A 19,715-nucleotide genomic window follows, 5' to 3' on the forward strand; every position below is an offset into this window, starting at 1 on the left:
AACCTGATCTGGCGGTCGCGAATACAGGCTCCCACAATGTCTCGATCCTGAAAAACAACGGCAACGGAACCTTTGCGTCAGCGGTGAATTACGGGGTGGAAGTTAATCCTTATTCAGTTACATCCGCCGACTTTGACGGGGACGGGAAGCCTGATCTGGCCGTCGCGAATTTCTCTTCCAACAGTGTCTCGATTTTGATTAATAGGGCCTGCTGTGTTGGATTAACGGGCAATGTCGATTGTGATCTGGCTGACATATCGGATATATCTGACTTGACGGCATTGATTGATAATCTCTTTATATCACTGGCTCCGCTGTGCTGTTCTGCCGAGGCAAACATTGATGGCGATCTTGGCGGTGTAGTCGACATATCTGATTTGACAGCGCTCATCGATCATCTCTTTATCTCGCTTGCTCCGCCGGCGGCCTGTCAGTGAGACAGCAGGGAATGGTGTAACCGTGAGATGGGTGGTGTTGTCGGTAGGAGCCGGAATGAACAGAGAACTGAGATTGCCACGCCACTCCTAATCCGCCATCGGCGGACTCGCAACGACTCATTGGAAATGTCACCCCAGCGCCTGTCCGCCGTGGCGGGAAAGCAGGGGGCCATCTTTTTCTTCGCGCGGGACGTCCCTGTAGCGCGCCAAACGAAAAGAGAACCGACACGGAAGTTAAAGTTGTCAGGACCCGAAGGGTCACTGACCTACGAATATCGGAGAACCCGTCACAATGTCATTCCAGTCCGCCACGGCGCGGACTGACCTACTTATGTCTGAAGTGGTGTCGGGGCGCCCTCGCCCGACACGTTTGAAAGTCAGGCATCCGCCACGGCGGATTGCAATACCCTACGCGAAATGTCTGCTCTGAGTCTTGTACCACACTGCTTGCGGTGTGATCTTACAGATGCTGCAGGCCAAAGATGGCCTGCAGGAAAATCTATAGTGAAATTGCTGTGTTAATGACTTCGTGCGGTCCGCCACGGCGGACTGCCCCGCAGCGAAGAGACCTGAAATAGCGGAGTGTTCCCTATCCCCGCTTCTTCTGAGTTTTTTTTGCTTTCACCTTCACCCCCTTGGCGGCGGGACGTCGGACGACAGGTTCACAGTCGCCGTTTTTCGACTTTTCTGCTTTTTTCTTATCGTCAACATCGCGGCCAAAGCGGTCGGATTCAATCGCCATAGTATGCAGCTTCTCATCGACTTTTTGAAGCACCGAACCCGGTGAGAATGTGCCGTTGGCTTCGGCCATTCCGCCTGGAATACCGGTGAGGATTCCGATCCCGTGAGATATTGTCTCGACCGGATAAATATGAAACTTTTTATTTTTTACGGCTTCGACGACATCGGGTCGGAGCAATAAATCCGCCACATTCTGATGCGGTATCATGACACCCTGCACCCCAGATAATCCGCGCGCTTTGCAGACATCGAAAAATCCTTCAATCTTTTCATTCACACCGCCGACCGGTTGAATCTCTCCGCGCTGGTTCATCGAACCAGTCACGGCTATTGATTGATTTATGGGCAGATTGGCAAGTGATGATAGAATGCAGTACATTTCAGTCGAAGAGGCCGAATCGCCATCGACGCCGCTATACGATTGTTCAAATGAAATCGAAGCCGAAAGCACGAGAGGCTTGTTTTGGGCAAAAGTGGACCTCAGATATCCACCGAGAACAAGCACACCTTTGTTATGGATCGGCCCGGACAGATCAGACTCGCGTTCGATATTAATAATCCCGGCTTTTCCCCACGATGTGCTCACCGTAATTCTCGTGGGACGGCCAAAGGCATGATCGCCGAGGTTATAAACCGACAGCCCGTTTATCTGCCCGACAACGCTCCCTGAGCTTGAGACCATGAGCGTTTCGGAGTCAAACAATTCCTGAATTTTGTCTTCGATGAGATTCACACGAGTGCGCATATTCTGAATCGCGGTATAGACATCGTCGCGGGTGATAATACCTGCACTTCGCTCGTTTACACATGTAAATGCGGCCTCGCGGATAATGTCAGCAACTGCGGTGAAGCGGGTGGTAAGCTTTTCCCTGTGTCCTGCCATACGACGGCCATACTCGATAACGGCCTGCATCCCCGAGAGGTCAAAAGGCGGAAGTTTTTCCTCTTCAATGACACGTTTGATATATCGGAAATAATCCTCCATGTTGTCATCGTTGAGTGGCATGACATGGTCAAACTCAGCTTTGACTTTGAAGACTTTGCGGAAATCCTCGTCCCAGTTGAGCAGCAGCCTATAAATGTAGCTCTCGCCAATAAGGACAACTTTGACATTTAGCGGAACGGGCTCAGGCTTAATGCTGGAGCCTGCCATCATATAAAATGCATCGCCTCCGGTAATTTCCATCTCGCCGTTTCGAAGCGCGCGTTTAAGCGGAACCCATGTTGCGGGATCGGTAAGAAGATCCAGCGCATTGATAACCAGAAAACCGCCTGAGGCTTTTAACATCGACCCTGAAAAAATACGGGTGAAATCGGTGCGCCAGTAGCCGAATCTGTCTACCACACGCTCAAGCGAGCCGAACATATTTTTATAGGATGGGAATTTCTCAATGATGATTGGGACTTCGGTAGTCTCGGAATTGTCCAAGATCAAGTTGACTGAAAATTCCTCAAACGGCTCGCGTTTGCGATAGACCGGCGCCTCTTCGTCGCCACGACGAGGCTGGGCTTCCTTATACCTGTCGAGGTCTTCGGTCAGCGCCTGTTCGACTTCGTCAAGGTAAACGAGCGCCCTCTCATGGGGGTAACGTCGGCGGAGCAGGTTGACTTTATCGGTCACAAGCGGCGCTATCATGGAATTATTGAGCTTATCGATCGCGTCTTCGAGCTTGGCGCTCAGTTTTTTTGATTCAATTGTTGTCTGGTCAAACTCGCGTCTCAGGGAATCCCATGTTCGTCTCAGTTCATCGAGCTGTGCCGCGGCGAATTTTCCTTCTTTGGAGAGGCGCTCGAGTTTTTCCAAAGAGGCCGGCTCGTTGTCGATAAGCGGCTGTATTTCGTTGCGAGTGCCCATACCAGACTGGATTTGGACCATCACAAAGCCCCCGGCGGTGAGTTTTTCCTCGAAGGTGTTAATCAATTTCTTCTGACGGGCTTCGTACTCGCGGACCACCCTGCTGTTGCGGTCTTTGTAGTCTTCGGAGAGAAATACTTTCGGGACAACTTTGCGAATTGAGTCGATAAGATATCCCATATCTTTTTTGAATCGTTTTCCCTCGCCTGCTTTGAAAATGACAACCCGGGGATTATCGACGTTTTTGAAGTTATTGACATAGCAGACATCGTTGAGTTCGGGTTTCTTATGTTCGAGCTGTTCCAGGAGATGCTTTATTGTTGTAGAGCGGCCTGTACCGGAGAACCCGGTCACAAAGATATTATAGCCGATACTTTGAACGCTCAACCCCATCTTTATTGCTTCGATAGCTCGTCCTTGTCCGATAACATCGTACTTGGCCTCGACATCGTTGGAGGTACGGACACGCGGGGGTTTGAAAGCAATGCGATAATTTATATCTGAAAAAGATAATTCTCTTAATTTCTTAACTTTTGGCTGTTTTGCCACTGGGTCCCTTTCCCTGAATAATAGTTCACATGGGGAGCAAATATAGACCGACTGTATTTGTATGCAAATTTAAAACAAAGGGCTAACCACTGTGTGGTCGGGACTTTGCCATTAGTGTTTATACACACGCCAAGGCGCACACTCGTTTGGAGACTGTAATTTAGTTTCAATTGGGTTAATGGGGCGCACCGGCCTCATTTGGCCCGACCGGCTTGCGGCTGTATGTCAACTTTCTGGTTCGGCACTACCCACGAGCCGCACAGGAATTACTCAAACCTCTTGCTGCATGGCCGTTTGGGGCGGCTTTGGGATTATGACGACATACATATGCCATAATGGCGCTCATCTGGCATATTCGTCAAATAAATATTTTTGATAAATCGTTGGAAAAACATTCAAAAAGTGACGAGGAGTAACTGCTTATTCCTCTTGGCATTAACCGAGACGGTTCTCCTACTTCGTTGCATTGCATGAACTTCGCACAGCTTGACATAATTATATAATACTCTGTATTTTCACATGTTGCTCTTTTAGCATTACGCATTGATCGGGCGGTATCGTCTAGTGGTTAGGACGGATGGTTCTCAGCCATTTAACCGGGGTTCGATCCCCCGTACCGCTAAAGCATATTCTGGGTAGTTTGGATCGCTCATCCCTGTGGGTCGATTTAAACTACCCAGATGCTTTTATGCAATTCATTATTGTCATTGTTGCAGGTGTTATCATTAATAAATATTTGTTCGGTAAGTGATGACAAAAAAACGGGCGCCATTTCTGACACCCGATTTTATTCAATGTTATAATTAGTACAGTATCAGAAGCCGACTCTCAGTGTAAAGTACTGATTGTCATCAAAGACTTCTGTTTCATTCCAGGCATACTCAAGTGAGAGTGTGGATTCTTCACCTACGGCAAAGTTCAATCCTGCGCCGAGCGAAAGCCCGTAGAGGTATTGATTGGCCGAGGAGAAGTTATAGCCGCCCCGGAGGAAATAGCGGTTGCTGAAAGAGTATTCAGCGCCACCCTGCCACAGATCTTCGGAGAAATTATTAGAGCGGAAATTCCCCGAAAGTGAAGCCGAGTTTTTTTCGCTATTGAAGAAATTATAGGCCATGCCAAGGTTCACAGAGCTTGGGAGCTCAAAGCTGGCGCTGTTACTCGCAACTGTTCTATCAACAGGCTCGCCTTGCACCCTCTGGAAGCCGGATCCGCTGAATCTCATGCTTGGACCGTAATTCTTTATCGCGATACCGAGGGTTACTCCGTTCCAATTTGGTCTATAGGTAACTCCAAAATCAAAAGCAACTCCTCGGGCGTTGACCTGGAAAATGCTCTCATTGATGAACATTGCCGTTGCGCCGAAAGCAACACTGGCAGTAAGGTTTTTGGCGTAGGTTAAGCCAATAACTGTCAGTGTTGGGGCGTAAATATTCCCTGTGCCGTCAGGTTGAAGGTCGGTCGTCTCCTCTATGTCACCCACTGAAAGAACTTTGGCAGTCACACCGACCGTTCCGAAAGATTCGAACGTTGTCGCGACACCTCCAAAGTTCACATCCATATCGGCCAGATAGGTTTGATGGCTGAACATGGCTTCGGAGCCTTCAAGCGATGCAAGACCCGACGGGTTCCAAAAAATTGACTCGAGACCGTAGCTGTTGGCAATGACAGCCCCGCCCATGGCAGTGCCGCGCGAGCCTATAGGCAAAAGAAGCTCCTGCGCTCCTGCCGTTCCTATTTTGCGTGAGCTTCCAGCGAAGACTGAAGTACAGCCTGCGACCAGAAGCACACTCACGATTGTAATATATTTATACTTCATTGGTGATATCCTTCCAGAATCAATAAGTTCTCAGCTGTTCTTCTTCGGTAAAGATCGCCATCTTGCCGATCTTCTGTCCCATTCCAGGCGCCGTGACAACATAGATGTAAATGCCTGAGGCAATAGGGATGCCATCAGCGTTCTCAATGTCCCAATCCATGAATGATTCAGGTGAGTTCTTGTCAAGTCGGCGCATGAAATCACCAGCCAGGGTATAGATGCTGATAGAACATTCAGTGGGTAGATTCGAGAACTTGACCGCCCGCCTAAACGTACTGGCATCGTAGCTGGAGAAGAGATAGTATGGGTTGGGAACCACTTTGACATTGTTCAGGCGATCATCGCCTGTGACTAATTTTCCAGCAGTTGATGTAAAGGCAAAGACATCGTTCAGTAGAATCGGTTTTGTGGTAGAAATGCGGAAAATCGTTCCTTGCTCAGGCATATCCTGATTGAATGGCGGCATAGGTCCACCGTTCCAGTTTACAAGAACCATTCGAGCAAAAACCTCATGCTCGCGGTCTCCGACATATGTACCGGCAATAATCTCGGCTTCAGCGGCTAAATAGCCAGTTTCACCAGCTGAGCTATCGTCAGAGCGGTACCAATAGACCCAATCAGTGTAGGGATCGTTGTCCGCGCCAGACGTCGAATGCTCATATCCACCTCTACGGCTTGTGTCCGCGGCTGTACCGCTACTGCCCCAGCTTTCGAGGTTAAATGTGCTGTCGTCGAAGTTATTGAGGACGTAGGGCACCATGCGGAAGTCATCACTTGAGTCACCGGGTGTCCCACTGCCGATGTTCCAGATTTCAAATGGTACCCAGAATCCAAAACCTCCAAAGAAATCTAATGCATATCCGCCTTCGACTCCCGGATTGTTCGGATCGCCGGTGAATCGTATTTCATAATCATCGACGCTTATCTGTGTGAAATTTGATCCGTTTCGGGTTGTCCTATTAAAGAAGCTCGTGTAGTCTCCTCGCGTGCCACCATCGGCTGAGCCTCCATTATCTCCGGTATGGATAAGCCAATGTCCATCTCCGACTTGTTGGTTATCTCCGGGATTGTCAGCAACCGGAAAACCTTGGCTGGCAAAAGCGCCGCTTTCAGAGGGGTCCAACGGTCCGCTGGCATTGGCGACAACTTCAAAGTTTTTGAAGTCGACGGGGGCATTTATGACCTTCACCAGAATTCCATCGACAACTTGATAATCATCGTTACCGCTATAATTTGTCTGCTTAGTCAGTAACGTATCACCTGTAGTAGAGTCAACGAGATGCCAAACCATTCCGATTGAGGTATCTATGGCGATGGTGTCGGTTATGATGAGCGAATCATAGATAGCCGTGAAAATGCTATCCATGCTGAAAGAGACTTTATACGTATGGCCAGTCAGAGCCGATGGGTCTGTAACCAAGGCGATAACCTGGCCATCGGAATTGGCGAGCGAATTGTCGTAGGCTATTGTGTCAGCGAATCCGAAACTATATTCGATGTTTGCGGGCGTTCGCTGGGGCACGACCTTGACCACCTTTTCGCTGACGAGTTCCTTAGCCCCGAACTCGGTCGTATCACCCACATGACCCGGATTATAGCTGAATGCCTCGACCCGCAGATAATATGTCGACAGATTTCTGAGACGTCCGCCCTCAAGCATATCCTGGCGAATTGTGACAGTCCGCTTGAGCCCTTGGTTTGTCAACTGCCTTGTGACAAATGCCACAGTGTCAGCGCTGGCGCCAGTCGGCACGATCATCGTATCAATGAACCGGTTCACATTGTTGACAACGTCGAAAGTCATTCCTGACAGCGGAGTCCAAGAATCGGATCCGTTCGGCGATTGGGAGACAGCGTATCCCTCGAATGGATAGGCTCCGGGATCGACCTCGGATGTGTCTGTCCAGCTCAGGGTAATGGTCTGATTCCCTGTTGCCACACTTACCACGGGCGTGGCAGGTGGTTTGGCGGTAACAAACCCATTAGCATACGTCTGTTGAGCGCGAACATCTATGGTCTTGAGTTGCGTTATTGAATTTAATCTGTCACCGCCGCGCGCGACGATAATGGCCGCAATGATTTCCGTGCTGTCGCCGGGACGAAATGTGAATGGGCCAGTCGAAAGCATGTACCGTCGGTCGGCCGGATTGGCATCAAGGTCTCCGGTATTGGTAACCGGGTCTCCCGATACAAAGAACTTGGTCGGATTACCGTTATATGTGTAGAGTGTGCCATCGGCATTCAAGCCTTGCATATAGTTGTAGGTCTGAGCATAATTCTGAGGATCGGTTCCATTGATATACTTATTGAATGACGACATTGGAAGGTTTCTGAATCCTACGAGGGTATCGCCCCACATCAGAGCAGTGTCAGCCGGATTCCCCGTAGAATCGAGTGGCCCTTGAAAAAAGTCATAGCCCACAGCCGGCGGCGTTGAACCATAGGCATTGTCGTCGTCGTCCGCATTATAGCAATATCCAAGCGAAAGGAGGGTATCGCTTCCTACGAGATCATCGCTCGCGCCGCCAAGATCAGGGTCTGCCCAAAGCGAGACGTATGTGTTCAGAAGGGTTTTTGACCCCCGATTATGCACTTTGAATCGAATAAACACGATGTTGCCAAGCGAACCTTGTCGGTCAAAGGCGAAGGTCGACTGCTGAATTTCAACGCCCATCGGAGCCGTTGAACCAGCATTGTTGGTGTGAGCCGCGGGATTTGCATCATTATAGACGCACCAGAGCATCTGATCGCCTATAATTGCAGGAAGACCAAGCAAATCGACTGGCGCGCCCTGCGCAACTGGCCACTCATTGTAATCTGCATTCGGGTTTCCCGCGAGACTATCGGAGTAGATCTTATAGACCCGGTAAGCGGGATCGGACAAGCCTGAAGGATCGAATGTGGAATCAATCATTCGACCGGGAGTGTTTTCTTCAGAATATTCCGCAATAGTTATGACCGTGTCGCCGCTGGCCGAATCCAGAGCCCCCATCCAGAGTCCTGAGGCGTAGACCACTGTTGTTGTGTTAATATCTCCGGTAATATCCTCCACACTACTGTATGGGAAGTACAAACCGTCCGTTTTGCCCAAAGACGATCCCAAGTCGGTTCCAAAAACTCCGTCGTTGGCTACCAACATGAGGATTCGATTGGCATTGATATACGTATCTGAATCGAGAGCCGAAGCCGATTTTACCGGCTTTTTGATAAAGGGGGCTCCTGCCATAGCAGAAACCGCCATTATCGTAATGGCGCAGAGACAGACCGAGAGCGTGATATGTCTTTTATAATCCATTATATATTTCCATCCCTTCCATTAGAATGAGAGCTGAAGTCCGAAAAATATCTGTCGTGGCGGACCGTAGTTAAGAGGGTTATTTTCTTTAAGATTATATTTCTGTTCACCGTTTAGTCCCGAAGCATCAGCCTCAGCAAAAGTCTCGCTGAAGGCTTCGCCCTCTTCGGTTGACAGCCAGCCGGTCGTATTCGGTCGTCCTGTCGACTCGTACACTGCGATAACATTATCCCGATTGAGCAGATTGTTGACCTGAATGTAGGGAGCAATCGTGTAACGTCCCAAGGCAAAGCTCTTTTTGGCTTTGAAATCAATGGTTGACGTCCAGGGCATGTAGACCGAGTTCCGAACATCCGTCGGAGTGGGTGTCACGCTGGCCAAGGTAACTTCATTATAAACACCCTGCGGTGAATACGGCAATCCGCTTCCAGCGTATAGTAGTACGTTGAAACTGAAGTTTTCGAACGGATGCCCGCCCGCAAATGCAGGTCCTTCTTGCTCGCCCATACGCCAGTCAATATTACCGATAAGGCTATGCCGCTGGTCATATTCGAGAGAGGCCGGCTGCTTGGGAGCATTGTCGTTTGTCCAAGCCGAGTTACGAGCCGTGTTGGCGAACGAACCAGTGCCATTGGCGTACTGCAGAGTATACTTCACGCCGAAGGCTATATTGTTTTGCGCGCGTTGGGTCAAATTGAATTCAAGACCTTTTACCGTTCCATAGTCGCTATTTTTAAAGCTGGAGTAGTTGCGCGGTGAGGCCGCCTGATTATAGACCTGTATCTGATCAAGGATGTCCTTGTAAAAGGCATTGATGTCGAGGGTCGTGTTGTCTCCAAAACTCTGTGACATTCCTATTTCATAGGCAGTGGTCCGTTCGGGACGAAGATTCGGATTTCCGATTGGGTAGTAATAGCCGCCCGAAGTGACTTTGTACTCATAGTAATCATAACCGACGTAAAGTTGAACCAGGTTTGGACGTTGGAAAAACTTTCCGAAGTTAAGATGCAGTTGTGTGCGGTCACTTACCGGAAAGGCAATGCCAAGCCGCGGAGATAGCCGTGTAAACTTTTCGCTCTCCTCAAGGTCGCCAGCATCGAGCACCGCGGATAGTGGATCGGGCGTGTTGTCCGGATCGAAAGGACGTTCCAGATTCTTGATGCGTTTGGCTTTGTAATCAAAATAGTCGAAACGAAGCCCGGCGCTGAGTATCAATCCGCGCCACTCAAAACGGTCATGAGCGTATGCGGCCACGTTAATTGGATGCTTAGGGCCATCCAATCCAAGCTTTCCACCGCCATCGGTCTCGTTGCCGTTTACATCATAGCCGAAGCGGTCGATATCTGTAGTGTTTCGAGTTCCATCAGAATTTTCCTGCGCGGGAAAGAGATGATCGTAATAGCGTAGTGTGTGTCGCTGGAGCTCAAATCCTAAAAGTAAAGAGTGTTCTTCGTTGATATCACTTCGAATATCTCCTCGTAAGCCAACATACGCTGATTTCCGTTTGAGATAGTCATCGTACACGTGACCGTCGTCGCCCGATGTCGAAGGGTCATCACCCAGCCAGAATAGACTTGCATCTTCAAATCGTGGATTACCGCCGGGAACAGTATAGGCGGCGAGATCTTTGCGGAGGACTCCATCGCCGCGGAATCGCTGGGTCGTACTGTACGATGCGCTGAGGTTGTAAAATGTTGTCGCGCTCAGCGTGTGGGTCACTCGGGTATTGAGGCCGAGATGACGATCATCGTAGTAGGGCATGTGCGCGGCATTAAAAAGATACGAGTGGACGTACTCACGCCACTCATCGCGGGAGCCGGTTCCGCTGACTGCCAGTTCGAAACTTGGTGTCAGTTTATAGTTTACTTTGCCTTGAAGAGAAAATCCTTCAAGATTATTGTTTGGCAAGCGATAAGAACCGCCGGGGAGGAAATCATTGGTAATGGAAGACGGCGCGCGGTCGCCCCAATAGCGTCTCTCGCCCGAAACAAAAAAGAAAGCCTTTTCAGTACCAGGAATCGGGCCGCCGAGGTCTGCATTATACCAATTCTGGTCAAAGTTATCGCTTCCGATATTGTCTGAGAGAACTTCTAACGATCCCTTGTAGAGATCGCCTCCGGAGTTCGTTATTGTATTAACGACACCCGATGAGACGTTGCCATATTCAGGGGAGAATCCACCGGCATACACGGTAACTTCCTTTATCGCATTGTTGCTAAGCGACGCAGTATTGGTCCCTGAAAGAGGGTCCTGTGTGCTGTAACCGTCGACAAAATAAGCAACTTCAGCGGGTCGCCCGCCACGGAGCGTAATCTCAGAGCCATTCGTAGCTTCGCGGTCGCCTCGAATTACCGTTCCGCCAAAGGGACGTACTTTGACGACGCTGTTCTGGATTCCGACGATTTGGTTTACCCCGCGAACGGGCATGGCTTGTATCTGATCACGCTTGACAATGCTGATTGATGACGTTTTGTCTTTAATAATAAGCGGAGCTTCGGCTGTAACTTGGATAGTTTTGCCGATATCAGTTGCGCTTGAACTGAGAGTTCGATCCTCATAGGTCACCAAATCCGCGGAGACTGAAGTATTGTCCACTTCGACAGTACCGTATCCCACAGAGGAGATGCGCAGTTTATAAGTGCCAACAGGGACATTTGCAATCGTGTATCTGCCATTTTCATCCGTTATCCCGCCGAGGGTGGTTCCCACGAGGGCCACACTGGCGCCGATAAGTGGTTGTTTTGTCTGGGTATCGGTAACTGTTCCGGTAATTCGACCGGTAGTCGCTGACCAAGCCGTGACCGAGGCCAGACACATCACAAATAATGTGATTGCCATTAGTTTACGTTTCATAGTAATTCACTCCTCTATTAGAAAGCTGTTTACAAACCATGATACATGTTTATTTGATTATACGTTCAGACTTCGAAAACATGCAGGAATCCGCCTGTCATGCCTGTTTGTTTTGCGATCCTGTTTACTGTGTGGGGGGTTAATAAAATCACGAGGTGGTATGAGTCGTATCGTTTCGTTTAAACTCCTCCCGATAGGGTTGCCCATCCTAAAGAAACCAACCAGAACAGCTGTCTATCATTTGCACACTTGCCCTTTATTTATCGGTAAGACCAACGTATTTCTTTAGTTATGGCCTCTGACCGAATCGCGTATACAAAAAACAGTACCATTGCTAATTTGGTGTTAAGGGCTTTCCTTGTCAATTATAAAACTATAATGCTATTCAAAAAGAACAACTTGGAGCGAATGTTCTCAATCAAAAGTATTAATCCTTTGCCGTAAATGGTTCGCGATGTATTTTGAATTATGATCCCGAAGATTAACCATCTGAAATCACTGCCCAATCTCATCAGTCTATCGCGTGTAGGAATCGCGCCGCTGATAGGATATTTTTTGAGCAACGGCGACGGAAGAGGCACAGCAATAAGCCTCGGACTGTGTCTCCTTGCCGGATTTACAGACTGGCTCGATGGCTATCTTGCGCGGAAAACAAAACAAGTCTCAGGCCTTGGAATTGCCCTCGATCCCTTGGCCGATAAACTCTTTGCTGCGATACTTGTAGTTTGTCTGATACTGTACCGCAATTTCCCGCTCTGGCTTGCGACCGTAATCATAGCTCGCGATGTGTTGATTCTTATAGCGGCGAGTCTTCTGCTGCGCGAGAGAAAAATAGACTTGCCTTCTAATTTGACAGGCAAATACACTTTCTTTGCGATTGTCATACTGTTAGTGAGTTACATTGTTGAATATTCTTTTGGGATAAGGCTTACAACAATTGTGACATGCCTTCTGGTCGCATTCTCGCTTATCAACTATGGAGTGATCTTTGTTGCTTTAAGGGGAAATAAAAGACCGCCGGTTTATGATGATAGCCGAGCAAAGCGAACGGTCAGAGTTACACTGACCTGTATTTTGCTTGTTATCTATGTGAGCGGATTTTTCAGAGAATATTTTTAGGTCAACAGGCGCGAATATCAGTTTTTGGAGAGTGTCCGAGCGTATTCTTTCAAACGCTCGAGGAATTCCTGTAAAATATCGCGATTTGCCTCATACGGTGACCAGCCGACTGTGCGGGTAATGGACGAGGCTAAATTATAGACGGAATAACGGCGCTCGATCAGATCAAATTTTGCCTCTCGTAAAGTCCTGACAGCATCAACCATATCGGCCAGACCCCGTTTGCTGGCATCGTATTCGTCCATCGCCATTTGTATCTGCGAGGTTATAATCTCGACGGAATGGGCCGACAACGGCACTGCGCTGATTGCGGCATCCAATTGATACATGTCTCGCTGCAATTTCCCCATCAGTTCAGCGCGATAATAATCGCGCTCGTATTCGATTTGAGAATATCCATACTCAAGTTGCTGTGTCGCGCTTTTTTGTTTCCCGCCATTAAATAGCGAAAATCTCAGTTCGGCCCCAAGCGACCAGACCGGACGTTTCTCTTCAAAATTAACCCGCTCGGACAGTGAGTCGACCAAGGCGAGCGAGGCATTAAAACCTATTACCGGAAATCGTTTTGCTCTGTTTTGCAAAAGCTGAGACTTTTGACTACGAAGACGGATATTATTGGCTTGTGAGCGGGGATTACTTTCGATTGCCGTTCTCACAAGATAGTCCTGAAGTCTCGATCTATCACTTTCTGACCCGGCAAGCGACTCCAAAGCCTGGAATGTGGTGACAAAGGCGTCTTCGGCAACAAGCGACTCATCAATTGCGAGTGTGTTGTTTCCCGGTCGGTTGAGGAGCACATTCAGCAGGACCCTCGCGCTCGATTCAGACCGTCTCGCATCTACAATCGCAGACTGCGTCCGCAATTGTTCGAGTTGCCAGCGAAGGACGTCGACCTGGGAGCCTCCGTTCATGCGAAGCCGCGCCTGGGCAGACTCAAGGGCTCTTTCTACGATTCTTCTCTGCGCTGTTTCTATCCGCACAACTTCAAGTGCCCGACTGTAATTGAAATAGGCCAGAGTAACAGCGAACTCAAGATCAAGCGCAGCCTCCTTGAGTTTATTTTCTTCAAGCTCTTTACTTATGGCGGCCGTTTTTGACGCATTGATTTTTGACAGAGAAAAGAGAGTCTGTTCGAGAAGCAACTCAGCCCGCATTCTCTCATTGGTAAAGCGGCCGCCCGAATTATGAACGGAATTGTTGTCGATATAACCGATTGCCCCCTCGGCTGAAATCTCTGGCAGAAAATTCCCGGCTGAGGCTCTGGTGGCTTGAATTGCAGATTCCATTTTCTCCGACGCCGCCAAATATCCAGAGTTCTGGCTTAGGGCTAACCCGACGGCATCTGGCAGTCGGAGAAGCTCATGTCCCGAAAGTGTATCTCCTATAATGTCGGCGTTGAGCCATACCGCATCCGACAGCTCTATTTTTAACTCTCGGGCTGTCGCCGCATTTACAGTCAGCCCTTTGCCCTCTTCAAAAATGGTCGGAAGAGACGATGGCATTTCTCCCTGCATTATCCGTATCGTCTTGGATACGGCATAGATCGCGACCGCATCGATTGTTTGAGTGGCATGCGATAACAGCGCGCCTCGTTCAACCAAGAACCGTCCATCGGCAGCAAAAACTGCCACATTATCCTTGACCGCAGCCAGGAGAAACTCGCGGATTAGTTCATTAGTAAGTCCATAGAGCGAAGTCAGATACAGCGCATCAACTTTCTTATCGAGCAGAGCGTACGCTTTGAAAAAAGCATGCGTTCCGATATTATTGAAACCCTCTGCGGTTACTACCTCAAATCCCAGCGACTTCCCAATCTGCTTAACAGAATCAAAGAGCCCATCCTGTTCATCCCCTGATGGAAAATGTAAAAAACCGACGGTCTTGGGGTTGACGATCCCCCTCAAAACGGCGAGATCCGATTGGAGCTTGCCCGGTGTGACATGTACCGTGAGATTGGAAGCTTTTGGATTGCCCGACGCATCAAGCAGGCCTTCGGCTTTTGGGTCAAATCGGCCAAGCGCAACAATCGGTTTGGTATAACCAGCTTCGAGGAGGTCTTCTACCACCCATGGCCCAATCGCCACGACAATGTCAAATGCCCCATTATTAGTTATTCGTCTGGCAATCGCCTTAGTGCTATCCCGCTTCCAGCCGCCGGACTGATAGCTCCCGGTAGGAAATTCTACTTTATAGCCATCCGGAAGACTTGATTCGAGGTGGTTTCTGAAAGATTCACGAATGCGAGCATGTGTTACATAGTCCCCCGGTTCCAAAAAGGCAATTCGAAAGGTGCGGCTGGACGTTTGAGAATTAATGCCAGCCGGAAGGACAACCAAGCACACGGCAATAGTGGTTAGAAATATGGCGAGATTTGGAATGCTGGTTCGTTGTTGAATCATTGCTGCATATATTGTACGCAAAAAACCATGAAAATCAAAACAGCTGGTTACTTTATATTGATTATGGCCAAGACTGGCCCGACAGGCGCTTTTTGTTTACCGGAACAATAAAATATTGCCCGAAATCAAAATTTTTAGTTGACACAGCATTAACTATTTATTTCTTTGCAATTGTCGCAGACCAAATATCGTAACTGTGGGTAAAAGATTTAGATTAGATTAGATTAGATAAAGGAAACAAATAACGTGATTAACAGAACTGTCAAAGTAGATACATCGCTAATGGCAAACGGCCATATCGACGGGAGAGATTTGTTGATTATGTGATTTTGTTCACATAGAGATTTTCGACCCGTCGGTGCATAAAACATTCGGCGGGTTTTTTTGTGATTGCCGCGCCGTTGCAGATGCACGAAACTGATCAGAACTGATAAAGGCAATGAAATATGACCTCTGATTTATATGAAGATGAACCAAAGACCGAATCCCAAAGCAAGATTTCGCTCAAAGATGCATTCGGCACTATTGTACCTCTGCTCAAAGAGCACAAACGGAGATTAGGCTTCTCGCTTGTGTTGTTGACCGCAACGACTGGACTTGCTTTGGCATGGCCAATGATACTCAAAGAGGGAATCGATGGTCCCCTGAAAACTGGTAACATTACCCTCTTAGTCCTACTCGCGCTTGCAATTCTTGTTATTCAGGCCGCTGCATTTTTAATCCAGTACCTTCAGCGGCTCTCGCTTGAACAGGTTGGCCAGGATGTGATGCTTTCGCTTAAACGACGGCTTTTTGACCACATTCTTTCGCTGGATTTCTCGTATTTCGATTCCAATCCGGTTGGAAGAATTATGGCCCGAGTCGAGTCTGACTGCGAAGCCCTTCGGATGCTGTTCACAAATACTGTCGTCCTGCTTGTCGGCGACATGCTTCTTATTCTTGGAATATACTCGATCATGGTCTATCAGCAGTGGCAGGTGGGTGTGATACTTTTTTTATCAGTACCGTTGCTGTGTGTGCTGATCTACTTCTTTCACCGGTTGACAACCCATCGCTTTTTTGCGATACGCCGCAAAATGGCCGAAGTCACCGCTGTGCTCAGCGAATTCCTGCAAGGGATGTCGATTGTGCAGCTATTCCACCGCGGGGAATATGCCCGAAAGAGAGTATACGAGACTAATGAGATAAAATTCGCCGACGATCAATTTGTCCAGATCAGCGTCTGCGTTTTCTTCAATCTTATTCTTTTCATAGAGTATGTAAAGATCGGCTTGCTCCTGATGCTCGGCCCGAGGTTTGATTTGAGCGCGGGGCAAATTGTTCTTTTTCTCGTCCTGATAATGCGTTCCTTTGAGCCGATTTTCAGAACCTCAGAGCAATTGTCAAGCTTTCAAAAAGGAATTGCGGGGGCACGACGGATATATGAACTGCTCGCGACTAAACCCGTGGTTCTCGATCCTGTTCGCCCTGAGCTTTGGAACAGGTTTGATGATGCAATTCGCTTCGAGGATGTCTCGTTTTCGTACACCGGTGATTCCAACTACGCCCTCAAAAACGCAACGTTTGATATTCCCAAAGGGAAGCGGGTGGCTCTTGTCGGTGTGACGGGTGGCGGCAAATCGACAGTTATCTCGTTGCTTCTTCGCTTCTATGATCCGCAGATGGGAAGGATAACAGTTGACGGAATAGATATACGAGACGTATCGAGGGCCGACCTTCGCAGAAAATTTGCCTTAGTGCTTCAAGATATTATCCTCTTTCCGGGAGACGTCAAAAACAATATTGGGCTTGGCGCCGAAGAAATTCCTCAGGAGCGGATTGCTGCCGCCGCACAAGTAGTGGATGCTGCGCTCTTTATTGATCGGTTGCCGAAAAGATATGAAACAGAAATATCGGAAAAAGGCTCGAATTTCAGCCGCGGCGAAAGACAGCTGCTGTCCTTCGCGCGTGCCCTTGCATTCGACCCGGAGATTTTGATATTGGATGAGGCCACATCCTCGGTTGATCCTGAAACCGAACGTGTGATGGCGGCATCGCTTAAAATACTTATGCACGGACGAACCTCGCTTATTATCGCCCATCGCTTGTCGACGATTCTCGATGTAGATAAGATCCTGGTTATTAAGCAGGGTGAAATTATCGAATCCGGCACGCATACCGAACTTTTGCTACAAAATGGATACTATACAAAGCTGTTCCATTTGCAGTTCAAGTCAAAGATCGGAGAATTGACGAATGCGTAAGAAAATAAAATGGTTGTGGCAGTATTACCGGCACTATAAATATGTCCTGCTTGTACTCCTCCTCCTTACACCTGTGCAGGCGGTTTTTCAGGTGCTTCTTCCCCGCATGCTCGGTTTTGTGATTGATTTTCTGAAATCCGGAATCGTGCCAACTGAAGGAATGGCCGGAAAACTGGTTGAGACCGGGCAGTCCTATGATCTTAATCCAAGCGACACATTTGCGGTGACTTTTCTGATTGTGAGTTTCATTGCAGTCGGGCTCTATGCTTTTGTCCAATCCCACAGGGCATGGATGAATTCGCGCTTTGAATGGCTGTTCCGCCAGCACGCCTTTAACACGATCACCATTAAGGGGCCGGACTTTTTCAATCGGTTTCGCACTGGGGATTTGCTGACCCGCCTGACCGATGATGTCGCCGACAAACTCTCGTGGTTTGCCTGTTCGGGGATATTCCGGCTGTATGAGGCGTTGGCTATCGTGTCATTCATAATTGCTATGATGATATCGATTGATCCGCTTCTGACACTCTATACAGTAGGGCCGTTGCCGCTGCTGATATTTATCTTTTTCAAAAGCGCATCCCTTTTGGATAAACGGTATGACCTACTTCAGGTGAAGATTTCAAATTTCAGCGATGTAATGGAAGCCTGCTTTTCGGGAATCCGTGTGGTCAAGGCCTATGTGCGCGAGAAGGCACAGCAAAAGAGCTTTGAGAAGGCAGCCATGGAACGCCGCGAAGCCGAGTTGTCGGCTGTCAAAATCACCGCGATTGTCGATTCGCTTTATGCCTATGTCTGGCAGTTCGGAATTGTAATCGTACTGATTGCTGGCGGCTGGATGGTGATAAAAAGCAGTCTTAGCTTGGGGAATTTGAGCGCCTTTATTTATTACGTTGTCTGGCTCGTCTTCCCGATGTTCGATATCGGGCAGTTCCTTGTCAAATCCCGCCAGTCGGCAGTTTCGATTGATAGACTGGTGGAACTTGAAGATGTCCCGGCGATGGTGAAGGAAAGCGGAACGCTGTCGGCCAATGGATATGTGAAAGGAAATCTTTCGCTCAAAAATGTCTCGTTTGGTTTTGCGACTTCCGAACGGAAGATTGTCCAGAATGTGTCCTTTGACATCAAGGCTGGTGAAACGGTTGCTCTAGTCGGTAAAGTCGGCTCAGGTAAGAGCTGGCTGGTGAATATGATCCCGCGTCTGGTCGACCCAACTGGCGGAGTTATATCACTGGATGGACATGACCTGCGCGAGTATAAACTCGAGGACCTTCGCACATCAATTGGTTATGTCCCGCAGGAGCCGGTTTTGTTCAGCGACACCATTCGCAATAACATTCTCTTTGGACGCAAAGATATTTCAGACACGGTGCTTGAGTGGGCTATAGAAATATCTCAGCTTAAAGAGGAGATCTCGCGCTTTCCCAAGGGTCTTGAAACCTCAATTGGAACCCGCGGGATGTCGATATCCGGCGGACAAAAGCAGCGTGTGGCGTTGGCACGTGCATTGGTCGGCAAGCCGAAGATATTAATATTGGATGACTGTACTTCGGCTCTTGACTCACGCACCGAATCTCTCTTGTGGGAACGATTACATGAGGTATTGCCGGATATCACGGCGATTCTCATCACTCATCGGCCTGACACACTCGAACGGGCAGATATGATTCATGTTATGGAAGACGGTTCGATTATAGAAAGTGGACGGCATTTTGAGTTGATGGCTCAAGAGGGACATTACGCGCGAATTTACAACCGCTATCAACTTGAGGAGCAAGTGACTAAATAGAACGCTCAGGTCCCATGCGCCAGTCGTACTCCATATATGTTGCTGTCTTGCGCGCGACTTCTTCGCCGCACAGACGCGCGACAACATGGAGCGACATATCGATGCCTGCGGAAATCCCTCCGGCAGTTATGATCCGCCCGTTATCGACAAAGCGGACATTATCGCGGATTGTGACGGTCGGAGCGACGGATTTGAGCAGTTCGAAAGTCTGGTGATGAGTTGTCACAGTGAGGTTTTCGAGCAGCCCAGCTTTGCCTAAAACTATCGAACCGGTGCACACCGACAAGACAAGTTGCGCAGTCGATGCCGTTTTCCTGACCCATTCGATAACCGGCGCGTTGACAAGCAATTTTCTTGTGCCGAATCCCCCCGGAACTACAAGGATATCTATGAGGGGGTGGTTATCGAGCAGAAAATCGGCATTCACACTCAAACCGTTTTTTGCAATGATCGTTCTTGTGGTGGCCGAAATAGTCAAGACGCGAAAGTACTTATTCTCATTGAGTTCGGCAGTGACCGAAAAAACTTCGAACGGTCCCGCAAAGTCGAGGACTTCGACATCATCGAAAAGCAAAAGTCCAATCTGTAGCGGCGGCGTGGTCATGACGTACTTTTGTGT

Annotated in this window: 10 protein-coding genes and 1 tRNA gene; 5 read left to right on the forward strand and 6 right to left on the reverse strand. The window is 48.7% G+C overall.

All coding sequences use genetic code 11. The features are described 5' to 3' along the window. Positions 1 to 437: VCBS repeat-containing protein (locus SGI97_10770; protein MDZ4724367.1), on the forward strand; the 437-nt coding region annotated here is incomplete at its 5' end. A gap of 589 nt (positions 438 to 1,026) precedes the next feature. Here the strand turns inward: SGI97_10770 and SGI97_10775 are convergent. Further along, complete coding sequence (locus SGI97_10775; GenBank protein ID MDZ4724368.1) at positions 1,027 to 3,582, reverse strand: ATP-binding protein; 2,556 nt, start codon at positions 3,580 to 3,582, stop codon at positions 1,027 to 1,029. 550 nt (positions 3,583 to 4,132) lie between these two features. Between SGI97_10775 and SGI97_10780 the strand changes: the two genes are divergently transcribed. Beyond that, a tRNA-Glu gene (locus tag SGI97_10780) sits at positions 4,133 to 4,204 on the forward strand. 192 nt (positions 4,205 to 4,396) lie between these two features. Here the strand turns inward: SGI97_10780 and SGI97_10785 are convergent. The 3 genes from SGI97_10785 to SGI97_10795 are packed head-to-tail and all read right to left on the reverse strand — an operon-like array spanning position 4,397 to position 11,546. Further along, positions 4,397 to 5,398, reverse strand: coding sequence for a PorV/PorQ family protein (locus SGI97_10785; GenBank protein ID MDZ4724369.1), 1,002 nt, complete (start codon positions 5,396 to 5,398; stop codon positions 4,397 to 4,399). 19 nt (positions 5,399 to 5,417) lie between these two features. Then, a complete protein-coding gene (locus tag SGI97_10790; GenBank protein ID MDZ4724370.1) occupies positions 5,418 to 8,693 on the reverse strand; it encodes a hypothetical protein in 3,276 nt (1,091 codons plus the stop codon). Positions 8,694 to 8,714: 21 nt separating this feature from the next. Beyond that, the gene (locus SGI97_10795) at positions 8,715 to 11,546 is read right to left on the reverse strand and encodes a TonB-dependent receptor (GenBank protein ID MDZ4724371.1); all 2,832 of its coding nucleotides are present in this window, start codon (positions 11,544 to 11,546) and stop codon (positions 8,715 to 8,717) included. Between the two features lie 468 nt (positions 11,547 to 12,014). Between SGI97_10795 and SGI97_10800 the strand changes: the two genes are divergently transcribed. Continuing rightward, positions 12,015 to 12,665, forward strand: coding sequence for a CDP-alcohol phosphatidyltransferase family protein (locus tag SGI97_10800; GenBank protein MDZ4724372.1), 651 nt, complete (start codon positions 12,015 to 12,017; stop codon positions 12,663 to 12,665). Between the two features lie 17 nt (positions 12,666 to 12,682). Here SGI97_10800 and SGI97_10805 read toward each other — a convergent pair whose 3' ends face one another. Beyond that, entirely contained in the window at positions 12,683 to 15,064 is a 2,382-nt protein-coding gene (locus SGI97_10805; protein ID MDZ4724373.1) for an ABC transporter substrate binding protein, read from the reverse strand. A gap of 446 nt (positions 15,065 to 15,510) precedes the next feature. Here SGI97_10805 and SGI97_10810 point away from each other — a divergent pair, with 446 nt between their 5' ends. Continuing rightward, entirely contained in the window at positions 15,511 to 17,307 is a 1,797-nt protein-coding gene (locus SGI97_10810) for an ABC transporter ATP-binding protein (protein MDZ4724374.1), read from the forward strand. Continuing rightward, positions 17,300 to 19,096, forward strand: a complete 1,797-nt coding sequence (locus SGI97_10815; GenBank protein ID MDZ4724375.1) for an ABC transporter ATP-binding protein — start codon at positions 17,300 to 17,302, stop codon at positions 19,094 to 19,096. The genes SGI97_10810 and SGI97_10815 overlap by 8 nt, the downstream gene beginning before the upstream one ends. Here SGI97_10815 and SGI97_10820 read toward each other — a convergent pair. Next, the gene (locus tag SGI97_10820; GenBank protein ID MDZ4724376.1) at positions 19,089 to 19,700 is read right to left on the reverse strand and encodes a DJ-1/PfpI family protein; all 612 of its coding nucleotides are present in this window, start codon (positions 19,698 to 19,700) and stop codon (positions 19,089 to 19,091) included. The two genes, SGI97_10815 and SGI97_10820, sit on opposite strands and share 8 nt — an antisense overlap. Positions 19,701 to 19,715 lie beyond the last annotated feature (15 nt).

This window comes from Candidatus Zixiibacteriota bacterium (genome assembly GCA_034439475.1).
In the GTDB taxonomy this organism is placed as follows: Bacteria; Zixibacteria; MSB-5A5; order GN15; family FEB-12; genus JAWXAN01.